The sequence below is a fragment of the Paenibacillus harenae genome (assembly GCF_030812415.1).
GTDB classification, from domain to species: domain Bacteria; phylum Bacillota; class Bacilli; order Paenibacillales; family Paenibacillaceae; genus Pristimantibacillus; species Pristimantibacillus harenae_A.
In genome coordinates this window covers 874,252-889,256 of record NZ_JAUSST010000001.1, presented here as the reverse complement: position 1 = coordinate 889,256, position 15,005 = coordinate 874,252, and the positions used below count along the sequence as shown (strand labels likewise).

Below are 15,005 nucleotides of genomic sequence, written 5' to 3'. Positions count from 1 at the left end.
ATGGGCCAAAGTCACATTAGCAATAACGTTCGCAACCTCCGTTTCAACCATCATGAAATGACCCAACAGCAGCTCGCCGACCAAGTAGGGGTGACACGGCAAACGATCGTAGCAATCGAGAAGGGCAAGTATTCTCCTTCGTTGGAGCTCGCTTTCCGCATAGCCCGCGTCTTCAAGCTTCCTCTGGAAGATGTTTTTACTTACGAGGGAGCGGATTCCACAAACAAATAAGGAGGATTGGCATGAGAGCGATTGTTTATGCAAAGTACGGACCGCCGCACGTGCTTGAGCCGAAAGAGGTTAAGAAGCCGACCCCCAAGGAAGATGAAGTATTGATTCGCGTGCACGCGACGACCGTATCGGCGGCGGATTGGCGTATACGCAAGGCCGACCCTATGGCTGCTAGACTTTTTAATGGACTATTTAGGCCTAAGAAAGTAAACATATTAGGTTTCGAGCTAGCTGGAGTGGTGGAAGCGGTTGGAAAGGCCGTGACGCGTTTTCAGGTTGGCGATGCTGTCTTTGCCTATACCGGTCTTGGATTTGGCGCTTATGCGGAATACGTTTGCCTGTCCGAACAAGAGACCAAGGCTAACAAAGGATTTGTGGCCTTGAAGCCCGCCAATATGACCTATGAGGAAGCAGCCGCCGTTCCCGTCGGGGCGCTTACGGCCATATGGTTTCTCCGAAGAGGCGGTATCGGCCGAGGGAACAAAGTGCTCGTAAACGGAGCTTCCGGCAGCGTAGGCACCTTCGCGGTACAGATTGCCAAAGCCTATGGGGCTGAGGTAACCGCCGTATGCAGTACCGCGAACGTGGATTTGGTGAAATCGCTGGGCGCCGATCGGGTCATCGATTACACGAAGGACGATTATGCCGGCAGCGGCGAGAGCTATGATATTATTTTGGACGCGGTAGGAAAGATATCTGCTTCACGCTGCAAAAGGGTGCTTAAGAAAGGCGGCAGTTTTCTCACCGTTAGATCTTCGATAAACCTTAAGATGGAAGACCTTAACACGCTGAAGTCGCTTATCGAAGAAGGAAAAGTGAAATCCGTCATCGATAGACGTTATACGCTCGAACAAATCGTCGAGGCTCACACGTATGTCGAGCGGGGGCATAAGAAGGGGAACGTCGTTGTTACAGTCAAGCTAGGCAATTAGTAGATGGCTTATAATCGGCAAGCAATGAAATAGATCGACGAGGGGTACAACAAGACAATACGAGAAATTTATTGTTTTCCGCCCATTGGCTCGTTTCGCATATTTCCCGCATGGCCACATTGAGTAAAGGCGATATTATTTTGACGGGAACCCCCGCCCTCAAAAGTGTTGGGTGAAGGGTTCGTGTTGGGCGAAGGGTTCGTTCATGGCGTGGAATGTTCGAAGTGGCTCCTAAGCCATTGGCTTTGGGACAGTCCCTTTTTGTAGTCCTTGGGATTGGCGGTTGAAATGCGCTAGTTGCGCCTCGCTCAGCCGATGCATAATTTTTTCAATGGCTAGTGACTAAGCACTTGTTTTCGTTGCTTGTCGAAAGCGACGACCACTGCGAACAGCAACAGAATGATGCCCGTGAACATAAAACCTTCGATCGTATCGAAAGGCAGCCAGCCAAGCACGGAGGAGCCGGCAACGACGCCGAGCGAAAAAAAGGCGTAGAAATATCCGTAGGCTTTGCCGCGCAGCCCCGCCGGCGTAGCTTGGATCAGCATCGTATTAATGGAAGGAAACAGCAAGGCGAAGCCTACTCCGTAAAGACCGAGCACAAGGTAAAGGGTCAGCGTCGTGCCCGATTGGCTAATCAATAGCTGACTTGCCCCCATTAAACCCATGCCGACGGCCATCGTCCTTGACGGTGCAACGCGGTCGAATATCCGATTCGTCGGGAGCACGAACAGGAGAACGGCAATGATCCCGAACGTACTCATTAGCGTTCCGCTTAATCTGGAATCGTAACCGAGGGACTGTACGTGAAGAGGCAGCAAGTAGGCGATCACGCCTTGCGAGAACATTAAGAAGAAAGCTCCGCCGTAAGCTTTGATGACGCCCGCATTGAAGAGAGAGCCTGCAGATGGAGCGGGAGCATCGTCCTTTTCTTTCTTCGAAATCTTGTATTTTCTAAGAAAAATAGCGGATAGGACGGAAAGCAGCAGGCCGAGTGCCGCTACGCAAGTAAAGACGAACGGCACGGACGTTCTGCTGGCCATAATGCCGCTAAAGGCAGGACCAATAATGGCGGCTAGTCCTACGAATGTACCCGTAAAGGCTACCTTCTTCCCTTGCTCGTTATGAACCGTCGTATTCGCCGAGAAGGTGAAGGCGGCAGGAACGATAAGTCCGGCGACAAAGCCGTGCACGATTCGGACGATAATCAACAGAACGGGTTGATCGACGAAATGATAGAGAAGCAGAGCGCCGCTCGATAGCAGCAGTCCGGCCATTAATAATTTGAAAGGCCCGATCTTATCCGTCATAATGCCCGACAATATATTGCCAAGCGTGTTCGCTAACGAGTACAGCCCAATAACGAAGCCGACAATAAACGCGCTGGCGCCTACCGAAGTCGCGAAGGTGCTCATGACCGGCAGCTGCGCGAATAAATCGAAGAAAGAGAAGAACACGATGCTATAGACGAGCACGGTAATGTTAATTGGCCGTACGCCGTACTTGGCTTGGGCTTTCTTCAACTGCCGATCCAGCACGAAGTTGCCGAATGGAATGAAGGCGGCGATCACAGCAGCAGCAGGCCACAGAAGATTCCATTTCACGCGAATGGCTGCATAGAGAATAGACGCAGCGTACAGACAGAATATCCCTCCGTGGATGCTTCCCACAATCGTTACCGCTTCCTCGATTTCCGCCATATACTTCAAAGGCATGGCGATGCCTAGCAAGACGATTAAGGATATGCCATCTAAAATTCCGGTTATGCGCAATAAATGAATGGGATGTGCCCGCACTTGATTGTCTCCTATTATCGATTTGGAATGGTTGCCTCTATTCTAACATGTGGGTAGACGAGTAACACATGAACAAATGGACATTGTTTAAACTCCGTTTAAATTAACGGTTTAATGATTCCGGCGATGCGCGTATAATGGTGCACATATACTCGCAATTTGTCGCAGAATGGATGATTAGTGTTGCAATTTCATTTATCTCTCCTCTATTTACTCTACTACATGGGACTTGGCGCTTATGCTCCTTACCTCAGCTTATACCTTCACGATCAAGGGGTGAGCGGTTCCCAGACAGGCCTTATTCTAGCGTTAGGCTCATTGGCCGGCATTATTGCGCAGCCGTTGTTCGGTCTATTGAACGACCGTTCCAAGGATTACCGAACGATGCTTAGGTGGATCTCGCTGTTGGCAGCTATCGTCGTATTGTCGCTCATGTTGGATCAAGGTTTATTCGCGCTTATTGTTTGCTTCGTTCTCTTTTCGTTTATTAGTTCGCCTACTTCGCCGCTTATCGACGCTATCGCCGTTCAGTACGGTTCGCGCTTTCGGTTTTCATTCGGGGAAGTCAGGGTATGGGGCGCTATCGGCTTTTCGGTCATAACGCTTATTGCCGGATACCTCTTTCACGATATCGGCTATAAATATATTTTTGCCGCATATGCGTTGTTCGCCATCCTCGTATTTCTCGTGATGTTCAAGCTGCCGGCTATTCCGAAGATAAAAGCGGCTAAGCTTCAGGTAGAGAAAGGCATTTTCCTTCAACTCGTAACGAACTGGCGATTCGTCTTGTTTATTGTCATCGGCTTGCTCGTGTCGGGGAATACCACGATGAATTTCAACTACTTATCGATATTTCTCCAAAGGCTGGACTATCCCGTAGAGCTTGTAGGCTGGAGCTTTACAGTCGCGGCTTTGGTCGAAATTCCTTTGTTTTGGTTATCGTATAAGGTCATACGCAGGTTCGGATTGTTTCCGCTGCTAATCGGCAGCGTCTTTATGTATGCCTTCAAATATGTAGCGATGAGCTTCGCGCCGCCGACGTATGTCATTATTTTGCTGCAGGCGGTTGATGGCGTGGCACTCGTATTCTACTTCAGCACGGCGGTGGAAATCGTTAACCAAATGGCGCCCGCGAACGGCAAGGCGACCGCGCAAACGATGTTTGCCGCTGCCGGCGGCATCGCCGGGATCGCAGCCAATATGGTTGCCGGCTGGGTCGTAGACCATCAAGGCCCGCAGTTTCTATTCGGCATGATGGGAGCAATCGGCATTACGGCCGCGATGCTATTTCTATTATTTCCGGCGAAGAGCGGCAATCGGCAACAAGTGCAATCCGCCGAAGCATAGAAGATATAGACATCCATCCCCTCTGATTACCAGCAGGGGATTTTTTTTAATTTTATTTTTGAATTATGACAACCTAGATGTCAGGATTCATGCGTTAAGATGCAAGCAGTGGGTCGGGAATAAGTACAAAAGCGAGGAGTGAAGCAGATGAAATGGGATCGATTGCTCGGCATCACGATGGAATTAATGGCCAAGAAGAGGGTGACGGCAACGGAGCTGGCCGACAGATTCGAGGTATCTACCCGAACGGTCTATCGCGACGTCGAGCTTATTAACCAAGCGGGTATCCCGGTCGTATCTTTCACAGGCACGGACGGCGGGTTCGAGCTTATGAACGGCTGCTTTTTATCCAAGCAGCACCTCTCGGTAGAAGACTTTTCCGTGATCTACAATCTTCTGCGAGGCGTGGAGGGCGCAGTAGGCGGACGATTCACCGCAATCATGAATAAGCTTGGCAGCCTGCAGCCTGCCGTTTTGAACAGCGGAAACCAGCATCCGGTTATTTTCGATCTTGGCACAACGGAAAGCGAGAGAGCGATCATAGGCTCGTTACTTCAATCGGTTAAGGATCAAAGAGTCGTCGCCTTCTCGTATACGACGGCGTCCGGCAGCATTGCCGATCGGCAAGCGGAGCCGATTCAGCTGTTCTGGGAGCGAGGGGCTTGGTATTTGGAAGCCTATTGCTTATGGCGCAAAGCGAAGCGATATTTCCGGACTTCGCGTATTGCGGGGCTGAACGTGACGGATTCAGTCTTCCAGCCAAGGGAACATTACGAAGAAGAGGGGCAAGAGGAGGTTCAAGGCACTCGCGTTCAACTGCGGTTCGACTTAACGGCACTGCCTCGGGTGTTCGAGCAGTTCCCGGGCGTTTGCTCGCTTCATGGAACGTATATCGATGTCGATACGGTTTTTTATTCAACCGATTATGCGATCTCGGTCATCTTAAGCTTCGGAGCAAAGGCCGAGATTGTATCGCCTTCGTCTCTGACAGCCGAATTATTGGAACAAATCGATCTCATTAAACAGCGTTATAGCCAACAAGGAGGATAAACGAAATGACAGTATTGGTACCGGGGGCATGAGGCACGGTAGGAAGACATGTGGTAAATCAGCTTTTGAACAAAGGACAATCGGTGAGGGCAGTGTCGCGCAATCCGGAAACAGCCGTTTTTACCCGAAGGAGTGGAGGTTGTCGCTGGTGATCTTACGGCGCCGGATACGCTAGTGAACGCATTCCATGGCGTTACCGCTGTCTATTTGATAACATCCAGCGAAGACGCCTATGCATCGATGCAGACGGATGCCCGAATCGTCGAATTGGCGGAAAAAGCCGGAGTCAAGCGCGTCGCCGTATTGGTAGGAGGCTATGACGAAGGTCCCTTAGAAGAAGCGCTTCGAAAAAGCGCGATGGATTGGACGATGTTGAAGCCTGTGGAGTTTATGGCCAATGCGCTTGCGGATTGGCAGCTCTCGATTCGTTCGGAAGGCGTAGTCAGGGAACCGTTCGCTAGCGTCCTTAGCGCCAGGGTGCATGAAGCGGATATTGCTGGCGTCGCCGTTGCCACCATGCTGGAGGACGGCCATCATGGTCAAGTCTATTGGCTCACTGGCCCGGAAGTGTTGTCGCGTAGAGAGGCTGTCAAATTCATAAGCGAAGCGATAGGCAAACGGATCCGATTCGAGGAGCTGACGGAGGATCAAGCCAGAGCGAAATGAAGAGGCGAGGGATATGACGAGGAATCGATCGATTTTTTTTGCGCTGATGGGAAAAAATCCGCCTGAAGTCGGTTATACGGTACTGCCGACCGTAGAACAAGTGACGGGAAGACCGGCTCGAACGTTCGCGGAATGGGCGGTAGAACATAAAGACTGCCGGGTATACTCGTATTGACCGTCGTTCCGATGACTGTATATAGCGGAACGACACTATGTGCCGATATCGCGAAAGGGATAAATAACCGGTTTCGGACGATGTCATTCTGGCAGCCCGCCTCCGTGCTTGGCCCGCTGCTGACGGACGGTCTCAGATACATAGTCGCTTCGCTTGTCGCGCTCGGCATGGGCTTCCTGCTCGGGTTTCGGCCGGATGGAGGATTCATTGGCGTAATAGGAACTTCAGATTAAGTTATTTACGATTCCTCCTCAAGAGCCTTGTCCTACGGGACAGGGCTCTTGACATTTTCGAAAAAAGCGCTTGCAAAAAATGTAAATGCCATGATATATTCTCCTCACAAAATCTAAACGTTTAAATACGGAGGTGCCCGCTTGTCCAGCATAAGTATTAAAGACATCGCCGCCAAGGCTCAGGTATCCACAGCGACAGTATCCTATGTATTGAACGGTACGCGCAACGTAAAGCAACAAACGCGCGAGCGTGTGCTGCAGGTCATCGAGGAAATGAACTATAAGCCGAATAACGCCGCTCAAAGCCTGAAGCGAAGGCGAACCAATACGATCGGGGTCATCGCCGAGGACGTGACGGTATTCAATGTGCCGGAAATCATCGACGGGATCAATGATTGCGCGGATCGTCTCGACATGCATATATTGCTGACCAACTTGCGGTTGGACAAAAGAATCGGACGAAGCTTCGACGATTTGGACGCATACCGGCATTTTGCGGAGAACGCGGTGTCCGAGCTCCTTAGCAAACAGGTGGAAGGCATTATTTATATCGGCGTGCATCCCCGCGATTTGACGGGAATGTGCGACACCTTTGGCAAGCCGATCGTGTATACCTACTGCTATACGCAAAATGATCCTTCAATCCAGTACGACGATGAGCAAGCGTCCTACGAGGCCATGGAATATTTGGTGAACAAAGGCCACTCGCGCATTGCGATCATAAGCGGAGCCATGGATTCCATTCCGTCGCGATTGAGGTTTAACGGATATTACAAGGCGGTTACCGAGTTTGAGCTGCCGTTCGATCCGCTGCTGATCAAGATGGGGGATTGGGAGGCGGAATCCGGCTACCGAACGACGAAGGAGCTTCTGTCGCTGGCGGTTCCGCCGACGGCAATAATGTCTATGAACGACGTCATGGCAGTCGGCATCCTGCGCGCGGCGCATGAAATGGGAGTTGCGATTCCTGAAGAGCTCTCGGTCATCGGCTTCGACAACAGGGAATTCAGCGAGTATTTGACGCCCCGGCTCACGACAATGGGCCTGCCGCTCCACGAGATCGGCTATCAGGCCATGGAGGCGTTGTCCCGCATTCTGCAAGGAGAAGAAACAGCCATCGATCCGAAGCCGGTCTGCAAGCTGATCGAAAGAGATTCCGTAGCTTCACCTTAAAGGCGATTGCCTTTTTTTAATGAAAAATCTAAACGTTTAGATTTCCTTTGAAAGCGATCGATTTCTTTATTGCGACCCCTATTACCAGCAGCAGGCAATCCGACATGCGCAGCGCTGAGAGATAGGGGTTTTTGCAAGCAAAAAATAACATTGAGAGGGGGTGATGGGTTTCAACCATAAGACAAAAAGGAGGTGACGGGTTCGGCAATGAGCAAGGCATTGCCCGATTGAAACCAAAGCTTGGCATCATGCTGCGGACACAAGTGCTGCTAAAAATCCGATATACAGGAGGCACTATTTATGTGGAATCAAGCATTATCTCTAAACCGGAGATGGATCCTGCTTGCAGCGTCTTTTTTTGTAACCGCTTCATTTTTCGTTTTATACCCGCAAATCGCTTCCGCCTACACGCTTTCCGACAATAACTTCAACATTACAACGGGAACGCATGGCGAAATCAACTCCTTAAGGCTGGTCGGAGACGCCTTTAACACCCAATACGTCATGAATCCGACCGTAACGCCGAATCAGAATACAGCGGATCACCAGTGGCTGGGGGAGCTCATGTTCAAGTACCGCTTCGGGACGGGAGCATGGCAAACGGCGATGACCCAAAGCTCGGCCGATGTCAGGACGCAAACCCAGAGTGGCAATACAGTTACGATAACCTACCAAAATTCAACGAACGCGAACGGCATTCGAAACTTCAAGCTTGTCAGTAAGTACTCCCTCGTGAACGATTACTTCCTATGGGAATTCGAAATGACGAACACGGGGACGCAAACGATCGAATTCGGCGACGTCGGTCTTCCGCTTCCTTTCAACGAATTTTGGACGGGCGGAAAGAACGAGCAAATCTATGAATCCAGAGTTCTGACGCACTCCTTCGTGGGCAATAACAGCTCTTACATTACGGTGGGGCGTCCGAGCGGAATCGGTCCTTCGCTGCTCATGGTACCGGACGCGAGCACGGGAGCGGGCTTCGAATACCAGGATCGCTGGAGAACCGAAGAGCATCCGGGCAGCATGTGGGCCATGGAACAAGGCGGCTGGATTGAGGGCCTGAACGTGTTCTATATCCATTCCAATGTCATCAAGAGCACGAATCGCGGTTATTTGCCCAATACGAGCCTGACATTGGCTCCGGGAGCAAGCAAGAAGTATGCGTTCAAGTTTTTTAAAGTGCAAGGTGAGAATCAGGTGAAGGACCGTCTCTACAACGAGGGACATATCGACGTGACTGTCGTGCCGGGCATGATGGTACCGACGGACCAAACGGCGAAGTTCGATCTTCATACGACGAAGACGATCAACTCCGTAGTAGCGCAATATCCTTCCGAGACGACGATTACTTCCTTAGGCACGACTGGCACGAATCACAAAATATATTCCATCCAAATGAACAGGCTCGGTCCGAACAACGTAACCGTGAACTATGGCAACGGGGAGAAGACGGTGCTGCAGTTCTATGCGATCGAGCCGATCGGCGATGCCCTTCAGCGGCATTCTACATTCATGGTCAACAGCACGCAGTGGAATGTTCCGGGCGATATTAGGGACAAAGTGTTCGACGATTGGATGATGAATACGAACTCCAAGCGGAACGTCTTCAACGGCTATTGGGGCTGGGGAGATGATTGGGGCCTGACGCACGGTCAGTTCCTCGCGGAGAAAAACGTCCAGACCCCTATCGCCTCGGAGGTACAGGCGGTCGACGACTACTTGACCGTTGCCATCTGGGGGAACTTGATGGGCGAGCACCAGACCGACTACCTGATTCACGATTTCCTCATGCCTGATCCGAACGATACGCCTACGTATCGCGGTTATGCTTACCCTCACATTTATAACACCTACTTCAGCATGTACAAGATCGCGAAGCTATACCCGGATCTGATCACCTACGACAATCCGCGAAATACGTATCTGCTGCGCGCCTACAATATCTTTAACGCCCTGTATGGATCCGGAGTCGCCTACAACTGGAATACCGGCCTTATGGGCGAGCTGACGACGCCGGAAATCATCAAGGCGCTGCAGGACGAGGGCTATACGACGCAGGCGAACAATTTGATCGCCAAGATGGCTACCAAGTACAACAACTTCGCCAATACGACCTACCCTTACGGCTCCGAATACAACTACGACAATACCGGCGAGGAAGCGGTATATACGCTCGCGAAGATGAACAACAACAATACGATGAAGAGCAAGATCAATACGAAGACGCGCGCGGCTCGCGGCCATATGCCGGTCTGGTATTACTATACGTCGCCAGTAACGATCACCGGCGAGAACTGGTGGAACTTCCAATATACCGTTTCGCTTGCGGGTTACGCCATGGACGATTGGATTCGCTACCATTCCACGAATCCGGAAGTCGAGCAGCGATTGTCCTACGCGGCAAAGATAGCGAATGTCGGCGCGATCAACTCGGGCCAAATCAGTTCCGATCCTGCGGACATAGGCGCCGTAGCATGGACCTATCAGGCGGAAAAAGGCAATTATCCGGCGCTTGGCCACGGCGGCGGACCGCTGCAGAACGGCTGGAGGGGCATGTCCGGCGAAGCCGATCTCGGTTTGTTCGGGGCGATCAAGATTCTTAGCTCCGACGTTGCGGTCGACCCGATCTTCGGCGTATTCTGCTATGGATGCGATGTTGCGAACAGCAGCGCGAGCTATACGGTCGTGCCGAAGGATGGCGTATTCCAAAAGCTGAACCTTATTACGGAGAAGTTCGGCATGGAGCTGGAGCGCGACAAATATACGACCGCTACGGTAGCCAAGGCGAAGAACGCCCTCAGCTTCACGCTGAAGAGCACGACGCCGGGTACGGCCCATACGACGAAAGTTGCGTTAAGAGGGCTCGCTGCTGGAAGCTACAACATCCTTGTCAATAATGTTGCCGTTGGTTCGGTCAATGCGGTCAACAACGTCAATACGACGATTAACCTGAACATCGGTACCGCTGCAACCTACAATATCAGTCTGCAGCAAGGTACGCCGCTTCCGAATACTGCCCCTATCGTAGACGCCGGATCGAATGGCAGCTTCACGCTTCCCGCGCCCCTGACTCTGGCGGGAACGGTAACGGATGACGGCCTGCCGAGCGGAACGGTCACAACGGCTTGGACGATGGTGAGCGGACCTGGAACGGCAACCATCGCGAATAGCGCGGCTGCGAATACGACGGCAACCGTTACGATGGCTGGGACTTACGTCTTCCAGTTGACGGCAAGCGATGGAAGCTTGTCTGCGAACGACACGGTTACCCATACGGTTAATCCTGCCGTTCCAATCCCCGAGGTCATCGCAAGCTATGCCTTTAACGAAACAAGCGGGAGCGCAGCCAGCGACGCTTCGGGCAACGGCAAGCATGCATCGCTTAGCGGCGGGACGTCATGGTCCGCCGGCAAGTCGGGCAACGGCCTTGAATTGAACGGCTCGAACGCTTATGCCAGCCTGCCTGCAGGCATAGTCGAAGGCCTCAACGATTTTACGATCGCGACTTGGGTGAAAGTGGATACGTTGAGCGATTGGGCTCGCATATTCGATTTTGGCACGGGCACGAATAATTATATGTTCCTTGCGCCGAGAGCAGGCGGGGCGGGACTTCGATTCGGCATTTCGACAAGCGGGAACGGTGCGGAACAGCAGTTGAATGCGCCCGCTCTGCCGACAGGCGTATGGAAGCATGTCGCGGTCACGCTTTCGGGGACGACAGGACGACTGTATGTCGACGGCGTACTGGCAACCACCAATACGGCCATGACCTTGAAGCCTTCGAGCCTCGGCAGCACGGATTTGAACTATATCGGCAAGTCGCAATGGCCGGATCCTTACTTGGACGGCATGATCGACGATTTCAAAATATACAGCAGAGCGCTGAACGGAACCGAGATCGGCACGTTATTCAACGGGTCGCCTACGGCCGCGGACATTGCTCCGCTTGGCGTCGCTTCGACCTCCTTCGTATCGACGTGGGAAAGCCTGGCTGGATTAAACGACGGCTATACGCCTGCAAGCTCGTCCGATCGCGGCCATCCCGTTTACGGCAATTGGAACAATCCGAATACGACGCAATGGGTGCAATACGATTTTTCGCAAAACTATACGATATCAAGGGTCGATGTTTATTGGTTCGACGACGGGGGCGGCATCGACTTGCCGGCATCGTATACGATCCAATATTGGGACGGCTCGGCATGGGTGAACGCAGCAAGCCCCTCGGGGCTCGGCATCCTCGCCGATCAATACAACACAACGACGTTTACGCCGGTATCAACGAATAAAATCCGTTTGAACGTAACGGCGAAGGCGACGACGTCTACGGGCATTTCATCCTGGAAGGTTACAGGTTACTAGAACGATCAAAGATGATGTGAAATAGAAGAAAGTCTCGATGATGCAATGATGCCATCGGGACTTTCTTCGTATTTTAAGGAGGTTGTCGGTACCGCAGCACAAATATCTCTAATCCGATTTTGGCTCTGCGAATAGTTGATCTTAATAATTATAAAATATGAGGTTGACCTTCGCTTTACACTATTAAAGTATGATGAACCTCGTAATCCAAATTAAAGGGTAGAGAGGAAGATAATGATGATTAAAAAATGGACCGACAAGAGGTGGGTTCGTACAACCCTGCTGCTGTCCGCCGCAATACTGGCTGTTCCTGCTGTCAATGTTGTGGCAGAGCAGTTAGCAACGAAGATGCCGACCGCAGAAATTTATAAACCGTCCCTGCAGCCCGACAGGGTTATCCTGACGTGGGAGGGCGATACGGCGACTACTCAAGCCGTAACCTGGCGCACGGATGTTAACGTCACCACGCCACAAGCCCAAATCGCATTGGCAACTGACAACTCCGATTTTGAGGATAGCGCGATGACTGTTCCAGCCGACACTACTTCCGAATTGGCAACATACCTGAACTACTCGGAGAAATATCATTCGGTCAACTTCCAAAACCTATCGCCGGAAACAAAATACCTGTATCGCGTAGGCGACGGGGTCAACTGGAGCGAGTGGTTTGAGTTTACCACAGCTTCCAGCGAAGCCGAACCGTTCTCGTTCATTTACGCCGGCGACGCTCAAAACGATATTTTGGAGCACTGGTCCCGCGTCATCCGCAACGCATACTCCGACCTGCCGGAAGCGAGCTTCATCGTCCATGCCGGAGACCTGATCAATCATGGCGACGCCGACGATCAATGGGGCGAGTGGTTTAAAGCAGGCGGATGGCTGAACGGTATGGTGCCGAGCATTGCGACTCCCGGAAACCACGAGTATGCTAGAATCTCGAAAGATACACCTGCCGGCCTCACGCCTTACTGGCGCCCGACGTTTGCCCTCCCGCAGAACGGTCCGGATGAAGCCTTATTCAAAGAAAATGTATATTACGTTGACTACCAAGGCATGCGCATTGTATCGCTCGATACGAACCTTCGGGGCGAAAACCTCGACAAGCAAGTAACGTGGCTCGATCAAACGTTGGCGAACAATTCGAATAAATGGACGGTTCTCACGTTCCATCATCCGATCTTCTCCAGCGCAGAGGGGCGCGACAACGCGGAAGTGCGGAACAAGCTGCTTCCAATCATTCAGAAATATAACGTGGATTTGGTGCTCCAAGGACATGATCACACGTATGCGCGAGGCCAAGTTGTGAATCAGAACTCCGGCCAGAAAGTTGTAGATAACGACAGTACAACGGTATTCGTGAACTCGGTTTCTGGTCCGAAAATGTATGAATCCTCCGCGGCAGTCTGGGAGAAGAATGGTGCGCAGGTGGACAAAGCAATCGCAAATACCCAGCTGTACCAGCTTATTCATGTCGATGGAGACGTTCTCCGGTACGATGCGCGGACGGCAACCGGCAAACCGTTCGACGCGTTCGAGATCAAGAAGCTTCCTAACGGAAAGAAGCAAATGACCGAAACGATGAAGTAATTTTTATTCTTCTTAATAGCAAAATAATAGAGATGGAGACACGTCTCCATCTCTATTATTTTTTGTAAAGCATCGAGTATATATACAAGAAAGGATCGACTATGAAACGGATCATAATGTTAATTGCCGCTTTGTTTACGGTTCTTGCGCTGACGGTCCCGATGTTCGTGCTGTTCCCCGGGCCCGCAAGCGCGCATGCCATGGAAAACGGGTACATGGATGTGCAAATTGAGTCGAATGAGGTATATGTAGAAGTGCTCCTGGACTTCCACGATCTAGCAAGTGTGGTTCCGATGCCCATTGATATGTTGTCAGCACCTTCAGTTGAGGAACTTCAACAAGCGCTTGACTCCAGGACAGAGGCGGTGTTTGATTATGTAGCATCCGGGGTTAAGATATACCGTGACGAGGTGCCCGTCGAGCCTGAACTTATCGGCACAAGCATCGAGAGGGTTGGCGAGGCGGGGTTGGCCAGATTTCAATTGGTTTATTCCGGAGATGGTGATTCCACCCGTATCCATTATGATGTATTTATTAAAGACGTTAACAAGTCCCATTCAAATATCGCTCAAATTAGCGGGCCCCAAGGGGATCAGGAGTTCATCTTCAACATTACGAACCGGGAACTGGTAGTCGGCGAACGCAATTGGCTGCGTCAAGCGTGGCAATTTATTGTCCTTGGCGCAGAGCACATCTTTACCGGGTACGATCACATTCTGTTCGTACTGTGCCTGCTGCCTGCCGCCAAAAGGTTGGGCAGCGTCGTGGAAGTGGTTACAGCATTCACGGTTGGGCATAGCGTAACGCTGGGACTGGCTACCTTTGGATTGGTTCAATTGCCCGGACGATGGGTAGAGTCGGCCATTGCCGCAAGCATCGTCTTCGTGGCAGCACAAAATTTATTCAATAAAGATCCAAAGCACCGTACGATCGTGACGCTGCTTTTCGGTCTCGTGCACGGATTCGGGTTTGCGGGCATATTGCAAGAGATGGACCTTTCGCGCGAAAGCTTGTTATCTTCCCTGCTATTTTTCAATGCCGGGGTGGAGATCGGACAAATCATCATCATTTCTTTGGTTTTCCCGCTGCTTGCACTTCTGCGGCGTTACCGGACTTATCCCCGCGCTGTCTCAGTCGGCTCCGGCGCTGTAATCGCGATAGGCCTGTTTTGGTTTTTTCAGAGGGTTTTAGAGATTTGACTCGAAGGGCTGGAGTACTGTCTGAGCGTGTTTGCAAGGGTGAAGCGATACGCTTCATTATCTTAAGAAATCGAATCAGAAACCTCCTGTGTCAACGGACAAAATGAAAGAGGGGCTTTTCCGGGAGGTCTGATCGTAGATCACCCGCGAGAGCCCTTTTTTGTTGACCGCATCTGCTTCCGAAGCGAGTTTGCTACGCAAACTTGTAGGTCGCACATCTTCGAAGTACTCCGATTAGGGTTTTTCTCATC

Annotated in this window: 13 protein-coding genes; 12 read left to right on the top strand and 1 reads right to left on the bottom strand. The window is 51.5% G+C overall.

Annotated features, from left to right (window positions below):
- From J2T14_RS04230 to J2T14_RS30785, 3 genes are read left to right on the top strand one after another with little or no spacing between them, the layout of a single operon-like run.
- Positions 1-231, top strand: a complete 231-nt coding sequence (locus J2T14_RS04230) for a helix-turn-helix transcriptional regulator (protein WP_307205505.1) — start codon at positions 1-3, stop codon at positions 229-231.
- A gap of 11 nt (positions 232-242) precedes the next feature.
- Positions 243-1,163 (top strand): NAD(P)-dependent alcohol dehydrogenase, encoded by a 921-nt coding sequence (locus J2T14_RS04225; protein ID WP_307468051.1) that lies wholly within the window; start codon positions 243-245, stop codon positions 1,161-1,163.
- A gap of 29 nt (positions 1,164-1,192) precedes the next feature.
- Positions 1,193-1,339, top strand: a complete 147-nt coding sequence (locus J2T14_RS30785) for a fumarylacetoacetate hydrolase family protein (protein WP_373458108.1) — start codon at positions 1,193-1,195, stop codon at positions 1,337-1,339.
- A gap of 159 nt (positions 1,340-1,498) precedes the next feature.
- On the opposite strand, the gene J2T14_RS04220 is transcribed toward J2T14_RS30785, so the two are convergent.
- Complete coding sequence (locus J2T14_RS04220) at positions 1,499-2,959, bottom strand: MFS transporter (protein ID WP_307468048.1); 1,461 nt, start codon at positions 2,957-2,959, stop codon at positions 1,499-1,501.
- 183 nt (positions 2,960-3,142) lie between these two features.
- Here J2T14_RS04220 and J2T14_RS04215 point away from each other — a divergent pair, with 183 nt between their 5' ends.
- From J2T14_RS04215 to J2T14_RS04175, 9 genes are all read left to right on the top strand, one after another.
- Positions 3,143-4,306 (top strand): MFS transporter, encoded by a 1,164-nt coding sequence (locus J2T14_RS04215; RefSeq protein WP_307468045.1) that lies wholly within the window; start codon positions 3,143-3,145, stop codon positions 4,304-4,306.
- Between the two features lie 147 nt (positions 4,307-4,453).
- Positions 4,454-5,356: a helix-turn-helix transcriptional regulator gene (locus tag J2T14_RS04210; protein ID WP_307468044.1), complete on the top strand. Its 903-nt coding sequence runs from the start codon at positions 4,454-4,456 to the stop codon at positions 5,354-5,356.
- A 132-nt stretch (positions 5,357-5,488) separates the two neighbouring features.
- The gene (locus J2T14_RS04205) at positions 5,489-6,022 is read left to right on the top strand and encodes an NAD(P)H-binding protein (protein WP_307468043.1); all 534 of its coding nucleotides are present in this window, start codon (positions 5,489-5,491) and stop codon (positions 6,020-6,022) included.
- A gap of 13 nt (positions 6,023-6,035) precedes the next feature.
- Entirely contained in the window at positions 6,036-6,197 is a 162-nt protein-coding gene (locus J2T14_RS04200; RefSeq protein WP_307468040.1) for a hypothetical protein, read from the top strand.
- Positions 6,194-6,430: a hypothetical protein gene (locus tag J2T14_RS04195; RefSeq protein WP_307468037.1), complete on the top strand. Its 237-nt coding sequence runs from the start codon at positions 6,194-6,196 to the stop codon at positions 6,428-6,430. The genes J2T14_RS04200 and J2T14_RS04195 overlap by 4 nt, the downstream gene beginning before the upstream one ends.
- A 141-nt stretch (positions 6,431-6,571) precedes the next feature.
- Positions 6,572-7,603 (top strand): LacI family DNA-binding transcriptional regulator, encoded by a 1,032-nt coding sequence (locus tag J2T14_RS04190; RefSeq protein WP_307468035.1) that lies wholly within the window; start codon positions 6,572-6,574, stop codon positions 7,601-7,603.
- Positions 7,604-7,903: 300 nt separating this feature from the next.
- A complete protein-coding gene (locus tag J2T14_RS04185) occupies positions 7,904-11,968 on the top strand; it encodes a DUF5695 domain-containing protein (RefSeq protein WP_307468033.1) in 4,065 nt (1,354 codons plus the stop codon).
- Between the two features lie 234 nt (positions 11,969-12,202).
- On the top strand, positions 12,203-13,555 hold the full coding sequence (locus J2T14_RS04180; RefSeq protein ID WP_307468032.1) for a purple acid phosphatase family protein: 1,353 nt from the start codon (positions 12,203-12,205) through the stop codon (positions 13,553-13,555).
- Positions 13,556-13,656: 101 nt separating this feature from the next.
- Positions 13,657-14,754 (top strand): HupE/UreJ family protein, encoded by a 1,098-nt coding sequence (locus J2T14_RS04175; protein ID WP_307468029.1) that lies wholly within the window; start codon positions 13,657-13,659, stop codon positions 14,752-14,754.
- The last annotated feature ends 251 nt before the right edge of the window (positions 14,755-15,005 follow it).

Coding starts and splice junctions, on each gene's coding strand:
- J2T14_RS04225 (WP_307468051.1), top strand. CDS start 243: ATGAGAGCGATTGTTTATGCAAAGTACGGACCGCCGCACGTGCTTGAG.
- J2T14_RS04200 (WP_307468040.1), top strand. CDS start 6,036: ATGACGAGGAATCGATCGATTTTTTTTGCGCTGATGGGAAAAAATCCG.
- J2T14_RS04185 (WP_307468033.1), top strand. CDS start 7,904: ATGTGGAATCAAGCATTATCTCTAAACCGGAGATGGATCCTGCTTGCA.
- J2T14_RS04230 (WP_307205505.1), top strand. CDS start 1: ATGGGCCAAAGTCACATTAGCAATAACGTTCGCAACCTCCGTTTCAAC.
- J2T14_RS04175 (WP_307468029.1), top strand. CDS start 13,657: ATGAAACGGATCATAATGTTAATTGCCGCTTTGTTTACGGTTCTTGCG.
- J2T14_RS04210 (WP_307468044.1), top strand. CDS start 4,454: ATGAAATGGGATCGATTGCTCGGCATCACGATGGAATTAATGGCCAAG.
- J2T14_RS04180 (WP_307468032.1), top strand. CDS start 12,203: ATGATGATTAAAAAATGGACCGACAAGAGGTGGGTTCGTACAACCCTG.